Consider the following 16,799-nt stretch of genomic DNA (forward strand, 5'->3'; position numbering starts at 1 on the left):
CAGGTGCAGCGCTATCGCGGGCAAGCCTCGCTCCTACGGAAGCTGGGGCTGCGAAGGGTCGTCGATATGCTGGTACTGCGCGTTGAGTTGCTGCGCCAGTTCGCGGGCGCGGCCGAGGCGGATCGGCCCGCGTTCGATATCGACCAGCAGGGTCGGGCAACCCAGGCGCGCCAGGGGAGTCAGGCTTTTCAGCCGGCCATCGGTGAGCAGCAGCACCCGCTGCTGCTCGGCCGGGTAACGTTTCTGCCGGGACAGCAGCCACCGCCCTGCCTCGGCCAAGGCCGCCAGCAACGGCGTGCCGCCGCCTGCTCCCAGCCCGTCGAGCCAGTCGCGCAGATCCTTCGAGGCCTTCAGGCCCTGCACCTGCCAGTTCGGCGCGCGGCCGCTGGCGGTCAGCAAGGCCAGGCGCGCGCGCTGCCGGTAGGCATCGTCAAACAGCTGGGCCAGCAGGCCCTTGGCATCGCTCAGCGCCTGATGGCGGCGGGTCGAGGCCGAGGCATCGACGATCACCAGCCACAGCTCATGGGGCGAACGGCTGCGCAGGTGCCACAACAGATCGTCACGCTGGCGGGGCCGGCCGTTGAGCAAGGTGCCCGGCCAGTTGATCGAGCCATGGACGGCCGCGCGCGCGCGGCCTTGCCTGCCCTTGTCCAACCGCCCGGCGCGGGACTTGGCATTCGCCCCCGCGTCGGACCGGGGGCGAATGCCTAGGGCTTTTTTGGCCAGCCCGGCACTTCACGCCGGGCGCCGGTGGCCAGCGCCTGGGCCGGCAGCTCGCCCCATTGGCCCTGGCCTTCGGCGGGGCTGGATTGGGCCGGGGATGGCGCGGGAGATGGCTGCGGCTGATGGGCCGCGCTCGGCGGGTGGTCACGACGGCGATGGCGCAGGGCGAATTCGGCCACGGCGTCTATGTCCTGCTCCTCGATGGCCCGGGCACCGCGCCAGGCCGCATGGGCGCGGGCGGCACGCAGCCACACCAGGTCCGCGCGCAGGCCGTCGACACCGGCGGCGAAACAGCGCTCGGTGATCCGCTCCAGCGCTCGATCGTCCAGGGCAATCTCCGCCTGCAACCCCCGCGCCTGCTGGCAGCGTTGGCGCAGCGCCTCCTGCTCGGCGGCCCACTGCTGGCAGAAGCCCTGGGGGTCGCTGTCGAAATCCAGCCGCCGGCGAATGATCTGCCCCCGTTCAGTGGGCGGCGTCTGGCCGCTCAGGGCGACATTCAGGCCAAAGCGGTCCAGCAGTTGCGGGCGCAGCTCGCCCTCCTCCGGGTTCATGGTGCCGATCAGCACGAACCGGGCCGAATGCCGGTGGGAAATACCGTCGCGCTCGATCAGGTTGGTGCCGCTGGCGGCCACGTCCAGCAGCAGGTCCACCAGATGGTCCGGCAGCAGGTTCACCTCGTCGACGTAGAGCACCCCGCCATCGGCCTTGGCCAGCACGCCCGGGGAAAACTGCGCCCGGCCTTCGCCCAGCGCCGCGTCCAGGTCCAGGGTGCCGACCAGGCGCTCTTCGGTCGCGCCCAGAGGCAAGGTGACGAACTGCCCGCTGGCCAGCAGGTCCGCCAGGCCGCGGGCCAGGGTGGACTTGGCCATGCCCCGCGGGCCTTCGATCAACACCCCGCCGATTTTCGGGTCGATGGCCGTCAGGCACAGCGCCAGTTTCAGGTCATCGGCGCCGACCACGGCGGACAGCGGGAAATGTGGGGTATCGCTCATGTCGGTTCTCGGTAAAGGGATGCACGAACATCAATAGTTGTAGCCGCTGCCGCAGGCTGCGATTGACGACGCAGTCGGCATAAAACAGACGACGCATTGCTATCTGACGGGCCGCGTCGCCTGCCCCAGCGGTCCCTGCGGGCCCGATCGCAGCCTGCGGCAGCGGCTACAGGGGCATCAGCCATCTTCTTCGATATCCAGCAGCAGGTTTTCCAGGGCCTCGCGGTACTCGCCGGGCGCCTGCCACATCCCGCGCTGCTGGGCTTCGAGCAGGCGTTCGGTCATGTCGCGCAACGCATGGGGGTTGTGCTGCCGGATGAATTCGCGGGTCGCCGGATCCAGCAGATAGGCGTCGGCCAGCAGGGCGTACTGGTGATCGTCGATGAGCTGGGTGGTGGCGTCAAAGGCGAACAGATTATCCACGGTGGCGGCCATTTCAAAGGCGCCCTTGTAGCCGTGGCGCTTCACCCCTTCGATCCACTTCGGGTTGGCCGCGCGGGAGCGGATCACCCGGTTCAGCTCTTCCTTGAGACTGCGGATTTTCGGCAGGTCCGGCTGGCTGTGGTCGCCGTGGTAGCTGGCGGCCTTTTCGCCGCTGAGGCTTTCCACCGCCGCGAGCATACCGCCCTGGAACTGGTAGTAGTCGTTGGAATCCAGCAGGTCGTGCTCGCGGTTGTCCTGGTTCTGCAGCACCGCCTGCACCTGGCTCAGGCGCTGGGCGAACTGGCCACGGGCCGCGGTGCCTTCGTCGGCGCCGCCATAGGCGTAGCCGCCCCAGTTCAGGTAGACCTCGGCCAGGTCCTCGCGGCTCTGCCACAGGCGAGCGTCGATAGCGCCCTGCACGCCCGCGCCATAGGCCCCGGGCTTGGCGCCGAAGATGCGCCAGCCGGCCTGGCGCTGCGCGGCCTCGGCATCGAGACCGGACTGCAGCAGCGCTTCACGCTCGGCGCGGACCTTGGCCGCCAGCGGGTTGAGGTCGTCCGGCTCGTCCAGCGCGGCCACCGCCTGCACCGCGGCGTCGAACAGGCGGATCAGGTTGGCGAAGGCATCGCGGAAGAACCCGGACACCCGCAGGGTCACGTCCACCCGCGGGCGGTCCAGCAGGCTCAGCGGCAGGATCTCGAAGTCGTTGACCCGCTGGCTGCCGGTGGCCCACACCGGGCGCACGCCCATCAGCGCCATGGCCTGGGCGATATCGTCGCCGCCGGTGCGCATGGTCGCCGTGCCCCACACCGACAGGCCTAGTTGGCGCAGATGGTCGCCATGGTCCTGCAGGTGCCGTTCGAGGATCAGGTTGGCCGACTGGAAACCGATGCGCCAGGCGGTGGTGGTCGGCAGGTTGCGCACGTCCACCGAGTAGAAGTTGCGCCCGGTGGGCAGCACGTCCAGGCGTCCACGACTCGGTGCGCCGCTGGGCCCGGCCGGCACGAAACGCCCGCCCAGGGCATCCAGCAAGCCACGCATTTCCGCCGGGCCGCAGGCATCCAGGCGCGGCGCCACTACCTCGCGCAGGCTGTCGATGATCGCCTTGACCTCGCTCCAGCCGGGCTCGTTCAGTTGCTCGACCTCACCGGCCAAGGCCGCTTCTATCAAGCGCCCGGCAAACAGCTCCAGGCGCTCGCGGGTATCGCCGGCAGTGCGCCACAGCTGCTCGCTGAGGTCCTGCAATAACTGTGGCCGGCGCCCGCTCCAGGGTTCGGCCAAGGCGCAGTCCAGCGGATCGAAGCCCAGCTCGAAGGCCTTGGCCAAGGCCCGCAACAGGCTCGACTGCGCGCCCCGGCCATCGCCACGGGGAATGCGCAGCAAGGCCAGCAAGGTGTCGATACGCAGACGGCCCACGGGCGATTCGCCGAACACATGCAGGCCGTCGCGGATCTGCGACTCCTTCAGGTCGCACAGGTAGGTGTCCAGGCGCGGCAGCCACAGCGCCGCGTCGGCCTCGCCGTCGAGCTGCCCGTCCAGTTGCAGTTCACGGTCGATCCGGGTCACCCGCACCAGTTTGAGAATGTCTTTCTGCAACTCGCGGGCGCGGCGCGGATCGAGCAACTGGGCTTCGTAGTACTCGTCGGCCAGCAGTTCCAGGTCGCGCAGCGGGCCGTAGGTTTCGGCGCGGGTCAGCGGCGGCATCAGGTGGTCGATGATCACCGCCTGGGTCCGGCGCTTGGCCTGGGCGCCCTCGCCCGGGTCATTGACGATGAATGGATAGATATTCGGCAGCGGCCCCAGCAGCACGTCCGGCCAGCAGCTTTCGGACAGGCCGACGCCCTTGCCCGGCAGCCACTCCAGGTTGCCGTGCTTGCCAACGTGGATCAGCCCGTGGGCGCCGTAGGTCTGGCGCAGCCAGAAGTAGAACGCCAGGTACCCGTGGGGCGGCACCAGGTCCGGGTCGTGATAGACCGCGCTCGGATCGACCTGATAACCGCGCGCCGGCTGGATGCCGACAAAGGTCAGGCCAAAACGCAGGCCGGCGATCATCAGCCGCCCGCCGCGGAACATCGGGTCGTTTTGCGGCCCGCCCCAACGTTCCGTCACCGCCAGGCGGTTGGCTTCGGGCAGCGCGTCGAACATGGCCTGGTACTCCTCCAGCGCCAGGCTTTGCTGGCACGGGCGCAGGTCGAGGCTATCCAGGTCATTGCTGACGCCACCGAGCAGTTGCTGGATCAGCGCCGTCCCGCTGTCCGGCAACTCGGCCGGCAACGGATAACCCTCGACGTGCAGCGCGCGCAGGATATTCAACGCCGCCGCCGGCGTATCCAGGCCCACGCCATTACCGATACGGCCGTCGCGGGTCGGGTAGTTGGCGAGGATCAGGGCGATGCGTTTTTCAGCATTCGGCAGCTGGGCCAGATCAACCCAGCGCCGCGCCAGTTCGGCGACAAAATCCATGCGCTCGGGGGCGGAGCGATAGCAGACCACGTCCGACTGGCTGCGCTCGCTGCGCCAGGCCAGGTCCTTGAAGCTGATGGGCCGGCTGATGATGCGCCCGTCCAGTTCCGGCAAGGCAATGTGCATCGCCAGGTCCCGCGGGCCCAGGCCCTGCTCGCTGGCGCGCCAGCCGGGTTCGTTGTCCTGGGCGCAGATGGCCTGGATCACCGGGATATCGCGGCGGAACGGCCGCAGGTGCGGCGCCTCCGGGCTGGACTGGGCAAAGCCGGTGGTGTTGAGGATCACCCCGGCCTCGACTTCATCCAGCAGCTCCTCGACCACCGCCAGGCAACCGGGCTCTTTCAGGCTGGCCAGGGCTATCGGCAACGGGTTCAGACCCGCCGCCAACAAGCGCCGGCAGAACTCATCGATAAAGGCGGTGTTGGCCGCCTGCAAATGCGAGCGGTAGAACAGCAGCGCCGCCACCGGCTGGCCGGCCCGCCAATCGGCGTGCCAGTCGCTGAGGGCGGCGCTGCTTTTGTGCGGGTGGTAGATCGCCGTGCGCGGCAGGGTCTGCGGCTCGGACCAGTGGTAATCGCGCCCCAGCCAGCCACTGGCCAGGCAGCGGTACAGGTTCAGCGCATTGCCCATGCCGCCCTGGCGCAGGAAGTGCCAGAGGCGCTCGCGGTCGGCGGCGGGCACCGTGCTCAGGTCGCTCAGCTCCGGGTCCGGACGATCGTCACCCGGCACCAGGATCAACTGCACGCCGCGCTGCGCCAGCTGCACCAGTTGCTCGATGCCATAACGCCAATAGGCGATGCCACCGTGCAGGGAAATCAGGATCACCTTGGCGTGGCGCAGCACCTGGTCGACATACAGGTCGACCGAGGCATGGTTCTGCACCTGCATCGGGTTGGCCAGGCGAAAGCTCGGGTAATCCTCCGGCAGTTGCTGCGCCGCTTCGGCCAGCAGCGCCAGGCTGGAGTCGCCGCTGCACAGGATCACCAGCTCGGCGGGGGTCTGTCCAAGGTCGGCAATGTTGTCATCCGACACGAAACCGCCGGGCTGGGTCCTGAGCAGGTGCATGACTTACACGCTAAGCGCGGCGCGCAATTGCGCTTCGAGCAGGGTCGCGTCCAGTTCCTGGCCGATCAGCACCAGGCGCGTGGTACGGGCTTCGTCGGCGCCCCACTGGCGGTCGAAGTGCTTGTCGAAACGCGTGCCCACGCCCTGGATCAACAGGCGCATCGGCTTGTTGGGGATCGCCGCGAAACCCTTGACCCGCAGGATGCCGTGCTGCACCACCAGTTGGGTCAGGGCGTCCAGCAGCAGGCTTTCGTCGGCCTGGGGCAGCTCGATGGAGATGGAATCGAAGGCGTCGTGGTCATGATCATCATGATCGTCGCCATCGTGGTGATGGTCATGATGGCTGTGGCGGCCGTCGATGTGTTCTTCCGAGCCGTTGCCCAGGCCCAGCAGCACGTCCAGCGGCAGGCGACCGCTGCTGGCTTCGATGACTTTCACCGCCGGCGGCAGCTCCTCGGCCACTTCCAGGCGCACCTTGGCCAGGTCTGCCGGGCTGATCAGGTCGGCCTTGTTGAGGATCACCAGGTCGGCGCTGGACAGCTGGTCGGCGAACAGCTCATGCAGCGGCGACTCATGGTCGAGGTTGGGGTCGAGCTTGCGCTGGGCGTCGACCTGGTCCGGGAAGGCGGCAAAGGTACCGGCGGCCACGGCCGGGCTATCGACCACGGTGATCACCGCGTCGACGGTGCAGGCGCTGCGGATTTCCGGCCATTGGAAAGCCTGGACCAAAGGTTTTGGCAGGGCCAGGCCGGAGGTTTCGATGAGGATATGGTCGAGGTCGCCGCGACGGGCCACCAACTCGCGCATCACCGGGAAGAACTCTTCCTGCACGGTGCAGCACAGGCAGCCGTTGGCCAGCTCAAAGACGCGACCGCTGGCTTCTTCCTCGGTGCAACCGATGGAACACTGCTTGAGGATCTCGCCGTCGATGCCCAGCTCGCCGAACTCGTTGACGATCACCGCGATGCGTCGACCCTGGGCGTTGTCCAGCATGTGCCGCAGCAAGGTGGTTTTTCCCGAGCCGAGGAAGCCGGTAACGATGGTGACGGGAAGTTTGGCCAGTGTTTTCATCGGATGCCCTTTGGCAAGGTGGCGGGCATACGGGACGAGAGCCGCGCAGGCAACTGCACGGAAGGGTTCGCCACCGGATCACCCCGCCCGGTTGTAGTGAGAATCAGGTCCGAGGCAGGTCTCCTGGCTGACGGTGTGCCGGTCGTTCGACTGGCCAACGATGCGCCTTCCCGCCGCCTGGCAGTGGCCTTGCATCGTTCATCACCATTTACAGTTGCGGGGGCAGCCGCGGCTTGGACCGCGTTCCCTTCTTAGCTTCGACAGACGCCGAAGAACCTCGAAAGCGCAAGGCTACGCAGAGCTTGGGGGGCGGTCAATGTTCATGCAGCGCGAGGACAGGCCAATTGCGATCGAAAACGAGAACCCTTGCCAATTGACGCCCCTCCCTCGCCCATGCTCTCCTACACACCTTGTTACGGGTGCCCTTCACAGGGTGAAACGGGAAACCGGTGCGTCACAGGCCAAAAGCCTTGATCAGTCCGGTGCTGCCCCCGCAACGGTAAGCGAGCGAAGAATCAGATCCACTGTGCCAGCAGTCCGGCATGGGAAGGCGATTCTTGCAGGCGTGGCGCAAGCCCCGCCCCTCGCGAGCCCGGAGACCGGCCCGCTACACAGTCATAACAAACCCGCGGTGGGCGGGCGCTGTTAATTCCCCGCGAGCCCGTCTCGCGGGGTTTTGCTGCGCTCGATTCACCCGCTGACACACCAGAGGGAAGCGCCATGTCGATCATCAGCAGCACCAGCCATTCCAGCAACAGTACCGCCACCCTGAGCCAACGCCTGGTCGCCGCCATCGGCGCCTCGATCCTCGGTGCGTGCCTTGTGTATTTCGCCGGCTTCTCCCATATCGAAGCGGTGCACAACGCCGCCCACGATACCCGCCACAGCGCCGCCTTCCCTTGCCACTGAGACCTGCCGACATGATCAAGCGTATCGCGCAAACCGCGGGGTTCACCGGGTTGCTGGCGGCCCTGTTGCTGACCCTGCTGCAAAGCTTCTGGGTCGCACCGCTGATCCTGGAGGCGGAAACCTACGAGAAGGCCCCGGCCGCCCAGCATGAAGAAGCGCATGAGCATGCCGCCGGCACCGCTGCCCACAGCCACGACGCCGAAGCCTGGGAGCCGGAAGACGGCTGGCAGCGCGTGCTGTCCACCACCGGCGGCAACCTGGTGGTCGCCGTGGGGTTCGCCCTGATGCTCGCCGGTCTCTACACCCTGCGCGCGCCGAACCGTACTTCCCAGGGCCTGCTCTGGGGCCTGGCCGGTTATGCCACTTTCTGCCTGGCGCCGACCCTCGGCCTGCCGCCCGAACTGCCGGGCACCGCCGCCGCGGACCTGGCGCAACGGCAGGTCTGGTGGGTCGGTACCGCCGCTTCCACCGCGGTCGGCATTGCCCTGATCGTCTTCGCCCGGAACTGGCTGCTGAAAGCGCTGGGCGTGGCCATCCTCGCCGTGCCGCACCTCATCGGCGCGCCACAGCCGCAAGTGCATTCGATGCTCGCCCCGGAGGAGTTGGAGGCGCAGTTCAAGATCGCTTCGCAGCTGACCAACGCCGCGTTCTGGCTGGCCCTGGGCCTGATCAGCGCCTGGCTGTTCCGCCGCAAGAGCGACGATCAGTACTCGGCATGACGCAGGCCAGCACAGCGCCGCCCCTGGTGGTCGGCCTGGGCTGCCAGCGGGGCTGCCCGGTGGAGACCTTGCGCGCCCTGCTCGACCAAACCCTGAGCACCCACCGCATCGACCCCGGGCAGATCAAGGCCCTGGCCAGCATCGACCTGAAACGCGAGGAACCCGGGCTGCTGGCCCTGGCCGCGCAACTGGACTTGCCCCTGACCTGTTTCAGCAGTAACCAGCTGACGCCTTATGTGCTGCAACTCAGCCATCGTTCGCAGATCGCCTACGAGCGCACCGGCTGCTACGGCGTCGCCGAAAGTGCCGCCCTGGCCCTGGCCGAACACCTGGCCCGAAGCCCGGCAAGGCTGCTGGTCCCGCGGCAGAAATACGCCCAGGCGACCCTCGCCTTGGCCTGCTCCGGGCAAATCTTCGATAATCCCCGCCGCTGATCATGAGCAATCTTCATCTGTGAGGTTGCCTCGCCCCTTTTTTCACAGGAGAACGCCATGACCGTCTTTTTTATCGGCGCAGGTCCCGGCGACCCGGAACTGATCACCGTCAAGGGCCAGCGGCTGATCCACAGTTGCCCGGTCATCATCTATGCCGGCTCCCTGGTGCCCGAAGCAGTGCTCCAGGGCCATCGCGCCGAACAGCTGGTCAACAGCGCCGAACTGCACCTGGAGCAGATCATCGAGCTGATCAAGGACGCCCATGGCAAAGGCCAGGACGTGGCCCGGGTACATTCCGGCGACCCGAGCCTGTACGGCGCCATCGGCGAGCAGATTCGCTGTCTGCGCGAGCTGGGCATCCCCTTCGAGATCATCCCCGGCGTGACGGCCACCGCGGCCTGCGCGGCCTTGCTGGGGGCCGAACTGACTCTGCCGGACGTCGCCCAGAGCGTGATCCTGACCCGTTATGCCGACAAGACCTCGATGCCCGCCGGCGAGGCATTCGCCAGCCTGGCCGCCCACGGCACCACCATGGCGATTCACCTGGGGGTCAACCACCTGGAAAAGATTGTCGCCGAGCTGCTGCCCTACTACGGCGCCGACTGCCCGATTGCCGTGGTGCACCGGGCGACCTGGCCGGATCAGGACTGGGTGCTGGGCACCCTGGCGGACATCGCCGAAAAGGTCCAGGCCAAGGGTTTTCGGCGCACGGCGCTGATCCTGGTGGGCCGAGTGCTGGCCACGGACAGTTTCAGTGAGTCGTCGTTGTATCGCGCGGGGCATGCGCATTTGTATCGGCCTTGAGGGTGTATCGCGAGCAAGGCGCCGCAAGACACCTGGAATAATGGGCATAAAAAAACGGCGCTCACGGGGCGCCGTTTTTCATGTTCGCAGCGAACGCCTTAGTAGTAGGCGTTTTCTTTCTGCGTGTGGTCGGTGACGTCACGTACTCCCTTGAGCTCGGGAATGCGCTCGAGCAGGGTGCGCTCGATGCCTTCCTTCAGGGTCACGTCGGCCTGGCCGCAGCCTTGGCAACCACCACCGAACTGCAGCACGGCGATGCCGTCCTCGACCACATCGATCAGGCTGACCTGGCCGCCGTGGCTGGCCAGCCCCGGGTTGATCTCGGTTTGCAGGTAGTAGTTGATGCGCTCGTTGACCGGGCTGTCGGCGTTGACCATCGGCACCTTGGCGTTGGGTGCCTTGATGGTCAGCTGGCCGCCCATGCGGTCGGTGGCGTAGTCGACCACCGCGTCATCGAGGAAACCTTCGCTGAAGGCGTCGATGTAGGCGGTGAAGCTCTTCAGCCTCAGGGCTTTGTCTTCGGGCTTTTCTTCACCCGGCTTGCAATAGGCAATGCAGGTCTCGGCGTACTGAGTCCCTGGCTGGGTGATAAAGATGCGGATGCCAATGCCCGGGGTGTTCTGCTTGGAGAGCAGATCAGCCAGATAATCGTGGGCGGCGTCGGTAATGGTAATAGCGGTCATGGAAATTCCTCGCAGGCGTGGGCGCAGTTTACGCCAATCGGCGTGCCGGACAAAGTCCTAGTATTTTTGTCGGGATAGACCTTGGTCGATAGGCCCGCGCTGCGTGGTCGACGCAACGCCTGGGATTTTTTACAAGGCTTTTCCCGGGATGGGCCGGGCCGCAACCTGAGGGCTGCGGCCCGGAATTTCAAGGGCCTGGTGCCTTCAGAGGTTCTCGTAGCGGTTCATGTCCAGTACGCCCGCCTCTTTCGGATCGGTCTCGAGGATGTACTGGGTCTGGTCATGGAAGTACTGCCAGAACTGCGGATGGCTGCGACGGATCCCCCAGCGCTCGACGATTTTCTCGAAACGGTGGGCGTCCTTGGCGTTTTCCATCTCGGCCACGAACTCCGGCACCTGCCCGGCGGGAATGTTGAACATGAAGTTCGGGTAGCTGCTGAGCACGCCCGGATAGATGGTCAGGGTGTCCAGGCCGGGCTGGTAGCGCAGCGACTCGCCCAGCAGGAACGCCACATTACTGTGGGCGCGGTTGCGCAGCATGCTGTAGAACACCCGCTTGCCGCTCGGTGCCTGGATGCGCAGCATGGTGGCCTCCGGCAACAGGTCGATGACCCGCATGCCGGCCGCCGGCCGCGAAACCAGGCCGCTGAGGGCCTGTTCGGCATTCTGCAGTGCCGGGTCGATGTTCGGCCGCGAGCAGTAGGCTCCGTCACAGCGGTTGATCGGATCGGGCCGCGCATTGAGGTCGCCGTAACGGTTCAGCAACTGGTTGGCGAAGTCGCGTTTCGGGTCCTTTTCGTCCAGCACCAGGGCGCTGGCCTTGTCGTCGTCGATGGACTCGTAGTCCAGCCACATCTTGAACTTGCCGCTGTTCTGGTACCAATCGTCGAGGAAATCCTCGCGGGTGCCGGCGGGCATCAAACGCAGGAAGTTCTGCTCGGCGCCGTTGCGGATCAGGTCGAAGTACAGCCGGGTCTGCGCCTGGTGCGAGACATTGCCGAACACATCGAAGTTGACCGCCAACTGGTAATAGGTGCGCTCCAGCAGCGGATAGTCGAACAGCCACATCGTCTGCGGCACCTCGCCGATCAGGCCCTTGGTCACCGAGGCGCTGTCGAAGTGACGGAAGATGCTCAGCAACGCATTGTCGTTGCCCGCCCACAGGGTCGACCAGCTCGGCGGCGGCGCATCGGCGTAGGAATCACGACGCAGGATCTCGTATTCGTTGCGCTTGTCGCGGTAGGCCAGCCACAGGCTCAGCACGCTGCCGACGTCATCGTTCTGCCCGGGCATGGCCAGCAGCGGCGTGGCCTGGCCGCGGTAGGCCGGGTCGGTGATATAGAGGTCGTGTTCCGGGGCCTGGAACAGCGCCCAGAAGTTGTCACGAATCACGTCGGTGGCGATCTGCCCGCGACACACCGGGCCGCGGATAAAGGTGCGCACGAAGTACTCGGCGTTATCCAGCATGAACTGGTAGCGGGCCTTGGCCGGAATCGCCTCGAAGGTTTCGAACGGATTGGCGCGGCGGCCCGGGCCATAACCCGGCAGCGCAGTGACCTGGTAATCGCCGCTGTAGAACAGGGTCTTGATCCGCGCCATCTTCGCCGCGCTCAGCGGGTAGGTGATGTGGGTCTTGTGCACAATCACCCCCTGCACCGGCCACAGGCGGTAATACACCTGGGTGCCCGGGTCGTCGTTGGGCCGGCGGGTGTTGATCAGGTCGATCGGCTGGCCGCTCGGCGTGCGCGAACGCACCCACTGGAAGAAATGCCCCGGCTCGCCGCCCTCGAAGTAGATATGGGCGAGGAACCAGTGCTCGAACAGCCAGCGGGCCACCAGGCTTTCCCGGGCGCCTGGGGCGTTGAGCAGGTTTTCCCACTGCAGCACCTGCATCGCTTCCCTGGCGCTCGGCGCCAGGCCCTGCTCGTCGATCGGCGCACCGGAAGCCAGCCAGCGTTGCAGGGTCTGGTATTGCTGATCGGTCAGGCCGGTCACCGCCAGCGGCATGCCTTCGCGCGGATGGGCCCGGGCATAACCGTCGAATTCGGCCGGTTGCGCGCACATGTTCTCGCGGTTCAGGCCCAGGACGATGTTGTCCGGCAGCTTGGCGTTGGGTTGCAACGGCGTCTTGTGGCCCAGTTCCAGCATGCGCGCCATCAGCGCCGCCTGGCTGCCCTGGGCGTCGAGCACCGAGTAGAAGCCCATGCCCTGCCAGGCGTGCTTGCCGGAAGCATCGTAGAACAAGCGGGTCGGCGTCTGCGCCTTGCTGCGCTCGCCGTCGTACACCGGGATCTTCGAGGCGCCGCGGGCCGCGCCCTCGCCGCTGCCCAGGTTGAGCTGGCACGCCGAGTCATAGCAGGCGTGGCAGGCCACGCACTTCTCGGTGAAGATCGGCTGGATATCGCGGGTGTAGGAGATCGCTGGCGCGGGACCCTGGGCGCTGGCGAGCGAACTTAAAAGCAGCAGCACACTGCCGATGACAACGCGGTAAGACATATCCCTGGTCCAATCCATAAGAAAATCCGGCGATTCTACCGGGCCAGCACGGCCACCAACATGAGCGATATTCATGCAAAAGTGCCGCATGCTCTAAAAGCGCACAGGTTTGCTATGATCCTCGCCCTTCGTAATGGCCCTTCCAGGTAGTCTTTCATGTCCGATCGCAGCACGCGCCTCCAAGCCCTTCAGCAAGCCCTCAAAGAGCGCATCCTGATTCTCGACGGCGGCATGGGCACCATGATCCAGAGCTACAAGCTCGAGGAGCAGGACTACCGTGGCAAACGCTTCGCTGACTGGCCGAGCGACGTCAAGGGCAACAACGACCTGCTGGTGCTGACCCGTCCGGACGTGATCGGCGGCATCGAGAAAGCCTACCTGGATGCCGGCGCCGACATCCTCGAGACCAACACCTTCAATGCCACGCAGATTTCCATGGCCGACTACGGCATGGAAGCGCTGGTCTACGAGCTCAACGTCGAAGGCGCGCGCCTGGCGCGCAAGGTGGCCGACGCCAAGACCCTGGAGACCCCGGACAAGCCGCGCTTCGTCGCCGGCGTACTGGGCCCGACCAGCCGCACCTGCTCGTTGTCGCCGGACGTCAACAACCCCGGCTACCGCAACGTCACCTTCGACGAACTGGTGGAGAACTACACCGAGGCCACCAAGGGCCTGATCGAGGGCGGCGCCGACCTGATCCTGATCGAGACCATCTTCGACACCCTCAACGCCAAGGCGGCGATCTTCGCCGTGCAGGGCGTGTTCGAAGAGCTGGGCCTCGAACTACCGATCATGATCTCCGGCACCATCACCGACGCCTCGGGCCGCACCCTGTCCGGGCAGACCACCGAAGCCTTCTGGAACTCGGTGGCCCACGCCAAGCCGATCTCCGTCGGCCTCAACTGCGCCCTCGGCGCCAGCGAACTGCGCCCTTACCTGGAAGAGCTGTCGAACAAGGCCAGCACCCACGTCTCCGCGCACCCCAACGCCGGCCTGCCCAACGAATTCGGCGAGTACGACGAACTGCCGGCGCAAACCGCCAAGGTCATTGAAGAGTTCGCCCAGAGCGGTTTCCTGAACATCGTCGGCGGTTGCTGCGGCACCACCCCGGGGCACATCGAGGCCATCGCCAAGGCCGTCGCCGGCTATGCCCCGCGGCAGATCCCGGACATTCCCAAGGCCTGCCGCCTGTCGGGCCTGGAGCCGTTCACCATCGATCGCCAGTCGTTGTTCGTCAACGTCGGCGAACGCACCAACATCACCGGCTCCGCCAAGTTCGCCCGCCTGATCCGTGAAGAGAACTACACCGAAGCCCTGGAAGTCGCCCTGCAGCAGGTCGAAGCCGGCGCTCAGGTGATCGACATCAACATGGACGAAGGCATGCTGGACTCGAAGAAGGCCATGGTGACCTTCCTCAACCTGATTGCCGGCGAGCCGGACATCTCGCGCGTGCCGATCATGATCGACTCCTCCAAGTGGGAAGTGATCGAAGCCGGCCTCAAGTGCATCCAGGGCAAGGGCATCGTCAACTCCATCAGCATGAAGGAAGGCGTCGAGCAGTTCATTCATCACGCCAAGCTGTGCAAGCGCTACGGCGCCGCCGTGGTGGTGATGGCCTTCGACGAAGCCGGCCAGGCCGACACCGAGGCGCGCAAGAAGGAAATCTGCAAGCGTTCCTACGACATCCTGGTCAACGACGTCGGCTTCCCGCCGGAAGACATCATCTTCGACCCGAACATCTTCGCCGTGGCCACCGGTATCGAGGAGCACAACAACTACGCGGTGGACTTCATCAACGCCTGCGCCTACATCCGCGACGAGCTGCCCTATGCGCTGAGCTCCGGCGGCGTGTCCAACGTGTCGTTCTCCTTCCGCGGCAACAACCCGGTGCGCGAGGCGATCCACTCGGTGTTCCTGCTGTATGCGATCCGCAACGGCCTGACCATGGGTATCGTCAACGCCGGCCAGCTGGAGATCTACGACCAGATCCCGCAGGAGCTGCGCGACGCCGTCGAGGACGTGATCCTCAACCGCACCCCGGAAGGCACCGATGCCCTCCTCGCCATCGCCGACAAGTACAAGGGCGACGGCAGCGTCAAGGAAGCCGAGACCGAAGAGTGGCGCAACTGGGACGTCAACAAGCGCCTGGAGCACGCCCTGGTCAAAGGCATCACCACCCATATCGTCGAAGACACCGAAGAGTCGCGGCTGTCCTTCGCCCGCCCGATCGAAGTGATCGAAGGCCCGCTGATGGCTGGCATGAACATCGTCGGCGACCTGTTCGGCGCCGGCAAAATGTTCCTGCCCCAGGTGGTCAAGTCCGCCCGGGTGATGAAGCAGGCCGTGGCCCACCTGATCCCGTTCATCGAGCTGGAAAAAGGCGACAAGCCGCAAGCCAAGGGCAAGATCCTCATGGCCACGGTCAAGGGCGACGTGCACGACATCGGCAAGAACATCGTCGGCGTGGTCCTGGGCTGTAACGGCTACGACATCGTCGACCTCGGTGTGATGGTGCCGGCGGAGAAAATCCTGCAGGTGGCCAAGGAACAGAAGTGCGACATCATCGGCCTGTCCGGCCTGATCACCCCGTCGCTGGACGAGATGGTCCACGTCGCCCGGGAAATGCAGCGCCAGGACTTCCACCTGCCACTGATGATCGGTGGCGCCACCACCTCCAAGGCGCACACGGCGGTGAAGATCGAGCCCAAGTACAGCAATGACGCGGTGGTCTACGTCACCGACGCCTCGCGTGCCGTGGGCGTGGCCACCCAGCTGCTGTCCAAGGAGCTCAAGGCCGGTTTCGTCGAGCGCACCCGCGAAGAGTACGTGGAAGTCCGCGAGCGTACCGCCAACCGCAGTGCCCGCACCGAGCGCCTGAGCTACCCGGCGGCCGTGGCCAAGAAGCCACAGTTCGACTGGAGCAGCTACCAGCCGACCGTGCCGACCTTCACCGGGGCCAAGGTGCTGGACAATATCGACCTGCGGGTCCTGGCCGAATACATCGACTGGACGCCGTTCTTCATCTCCTGGGACCTGGCCGGCAAGTTCCCGCGCATCCTCGAGGACGAAGTGGTGGGTGAAGCCGCCACCGCGCTGTACAAGGACGCCCGGGAAATGCTCGACAAGCTGATCGACGAAAAGCTGATCAGCGCCCGCGCGGTATTCGGCTTCTGGCCGGCCAACCAGGTGCAGGACGACGATCTGGAAGTCTATGGCGCCGACGGCCAGCCCTTGGCCAGGCTGCACCACCTGCGCCAGCAGACCATCAAGACCGACGGCAAGCCGAACTTCTCCCTGGCCGACTTCGTCGCGCCCAAGGACAGCGGCGTGACCGACTACGTCGGTGGTTTCATCACCACCGCCGGCATCGGCGCCGAAGAAGTGGCCAAGGCCTATCAGGACAAGGGCGACGACTACAACTCGATCATGGTCAAGGCCCTGGCCGATCGCCTGGCCGAGGCCTGCGCCGAGTGGCTGCACCAGCAAGTGCGTAAAAACTACTGGGGCTATGCCAAGGATGAAGAGTTGGACAACGAGGCGCTGATCAAGGAGCAGTACAGCGGTATCCGCCCTGCCCCGGGTTACCCGGCCTGCCCGGACCACACCGAGAAGAGCACCCTGTTCGCCCTGCTCGACCCCGAGGCATCCGAAGGCAAGGCCGGGCGCAGCGGCGTGTTCCTCACCGAACACTTCGCCATGTTTCCGGCGGCGGCGGTCAGCGGCTGGTACTTCGCCCATCCGCAGGCGCAGTACTTCGCCGTGGGCAAGATCGACAAGGACCAGGTCAGCAGCTACAGCGCGCGCAAAGGCCAGGACCTGGCCGTGACCGAGCGCTGGCTGGCGCCGAACCTGGGCTACGACAACTAAATTGCAGGAGCGAGCTTGCTCGCGATAGACGTCAACGATGACGCGGTGAATCTGAAGAATCGCGCTGTCTTGACGTTTTGATCGCGAGCAAGCGCGCTCCTACAGGGTGTATGGGCGGGAGCTACGCGAAAATTGTCTATGCTTTCCCCA

General features: G+C 65.7%; 11 protein-coding genes and 2 riboswitches. Of the genes, 5 read left to right on the forward strand and 6 right to left on the reverse strand.

The features are described 5' to 3' along the window. Positions 1-33 precede the first annotated feature (33 nt). From AC07PQ_RS03320 to cobW, 4 genes are all read right to left on the reverse strand, one after another. A complete protein-coding gene (locus AC07PQ_RS03320) occupies positions 34-654 on the reverse strand; it encodes a vWA domain-containing protein (protein ID WP_007930469.1) in 621 nt (206 codons plus the stop codon). A gap of 53 nt (positions 655-707) precedes the next feature. Further along, on the reverse strand, positions 708-1,715 hold the full coding sequence (locus AC07PQ_RS03325; protein WP_493184442.1) for a magnesium chelatase ATPase subunit I: 1,008 nt from the start codon (positions 1,713-1,715) through the stop codon (positions 708-710). 177 nt (positions 1,716-1,892) lie between these two features. After that, complete coding sequence (gene cobN, locus AC07PQ_RS03330) at positions 1,893-5,666, reverse strand: cobaltochelatase subunit CobN (RefSeq protein WP_493184441.1); 3,774 nt, start codon at positions 5,664-5,666, stop codon at positions 1,893-1,895. Positions 5,667-5,669: 3 nt separating this feature from the next. Then, positions 5,670-6,737: a cobalamin biosynthesis protein CobW gene (gene cobW / locus AC07PQ_RS03335; RefSeq protein WP_007921868.1), complete on the reverse strand. Its 1,068-nt coding sequence runs from the start codon at positions 6,735-6,737 to the stop codon at positions 5,670-5,672. 96 nt (positions 6,738-6,833) lie between these two features. After that, positions 6,834-7,032, reverse strand: a riboswitch (cobalamin riboswitch). Between the two features lie 105 nt (positions 7,033-7,137). Next, a riboswitch (cobalamin riboswitch) is annotated at positions 7,138-7,359 on the forward strand. Between the two features lie 98 nt (positions 7,360-7,457). Here cobW and AC07PQ_RS03340 point away from each other — a divergent pair. The 4 genes from AC07PQ_RS03340 to cobM are packed head-to-tail and all read left to right on the forward strand — an operon-like array spanning position 7,458 to position 9,603. Then, positions 7,458-7,646: a CbtB domain-containing protein gene (locus AC07PQ_RS03340; protein WP_493184440.1), complete on the forward strand. Its 189-nt coding sequence runs from the start codon at positions 7,458-7,460 to the stop codon at positions 7,644-7,646. Positions 7,647-7,657: 11 nt separating this feature from the next. Further along, complete coding sequence (locus AC07PQ_RS03345; protein WP_493184439.1) at positions 7,658-8,365, forward strand: CbtA family protein; 708 nt, start codon at positions 7,658-7,660, stop codon at positions 8,363-8,365. Beyond that, positions 8,362-8,799, forward strand: coding sequence for a cobalamin biosynthesis protein (locus AC07PQ_RS03350; RefSeq protein ID WP_493184438.1), 438 nt, complete (start codon positions 8,362-8,364; stop codon positions 8,797-8,799). Before AC07PQ_RS03345 ends, AC07PQ_RS03350 begins: the two co-directional genes overlap by 4 nt. 57 nt (positions 8,800-8,856) lie before the next feature. Continuing rightward, positions 8,857-9,603: a precorrin-4 C(11)-methyltransferase gene (cobM, locus tag AC07PQ_RS03355; RefSeq protein WP_007921863.1), complete on the forward strand. Its 747-nt coding sequence runs from the start codon at positions 8,857-8,859 to the stop codon at positions 9,601-9,603. Between the two features lie 98 nt (positions 9,604-9,701). Here cobM and nfuA read toward each other — a convergent pair whose 3' ends face one another. Both nfuA and AC07PQ_RS03365 read right to left on the reverse strand, forming a co-directional pair. Beyond that, on the reverse strand, positions 9,702-10,286 hold the full coding sequence (nfuA, locus tag AC07PQ_RS03360) for a Fe-S biogenesis protein NfuA (RefSeq protein WP_493184437.1): 585 nt from the start codon (positions 10,284-10,286) through the stop codon (positions 9,702-9,704). Between the two features lie 204 nt (positions 10,287-10,490). Then, positions 10,491-12,782 carry a fatty acid cis/trans isomerase gene (locus AC07PQ_RS03365; RefSeq protein ID WP_493184436.1) on the reverse strand — a complete coding sequence of 764 codons (2,292 nt, stop codon included), beginning with the start codon at positions 12,780-12,782 and terminating at the stop codon, positions 10,491-10,493. Between the two features lie 156 nt (positions 12,783-12,938). On the opposite strand from AC07PQ_RS03365, the gene metH reads away from it, so the two are divergent. Continuing rightward, complete coding sequence (gene metH / locus AC07PQ_RS03370; protein ID WP_007921858.1) at positions 12,939-16,649, forward strand: methionine synthase; 3,711 nt, start codon at positions 12,939-12,941, stop codon at positions 16,647-16,649. Positions 16,650-16,799: the final 150 nt, after the last annotated feature.

Source organism: Pseudomonas sp. GW821-FHT09E12, from assembly GCF_059416085.1.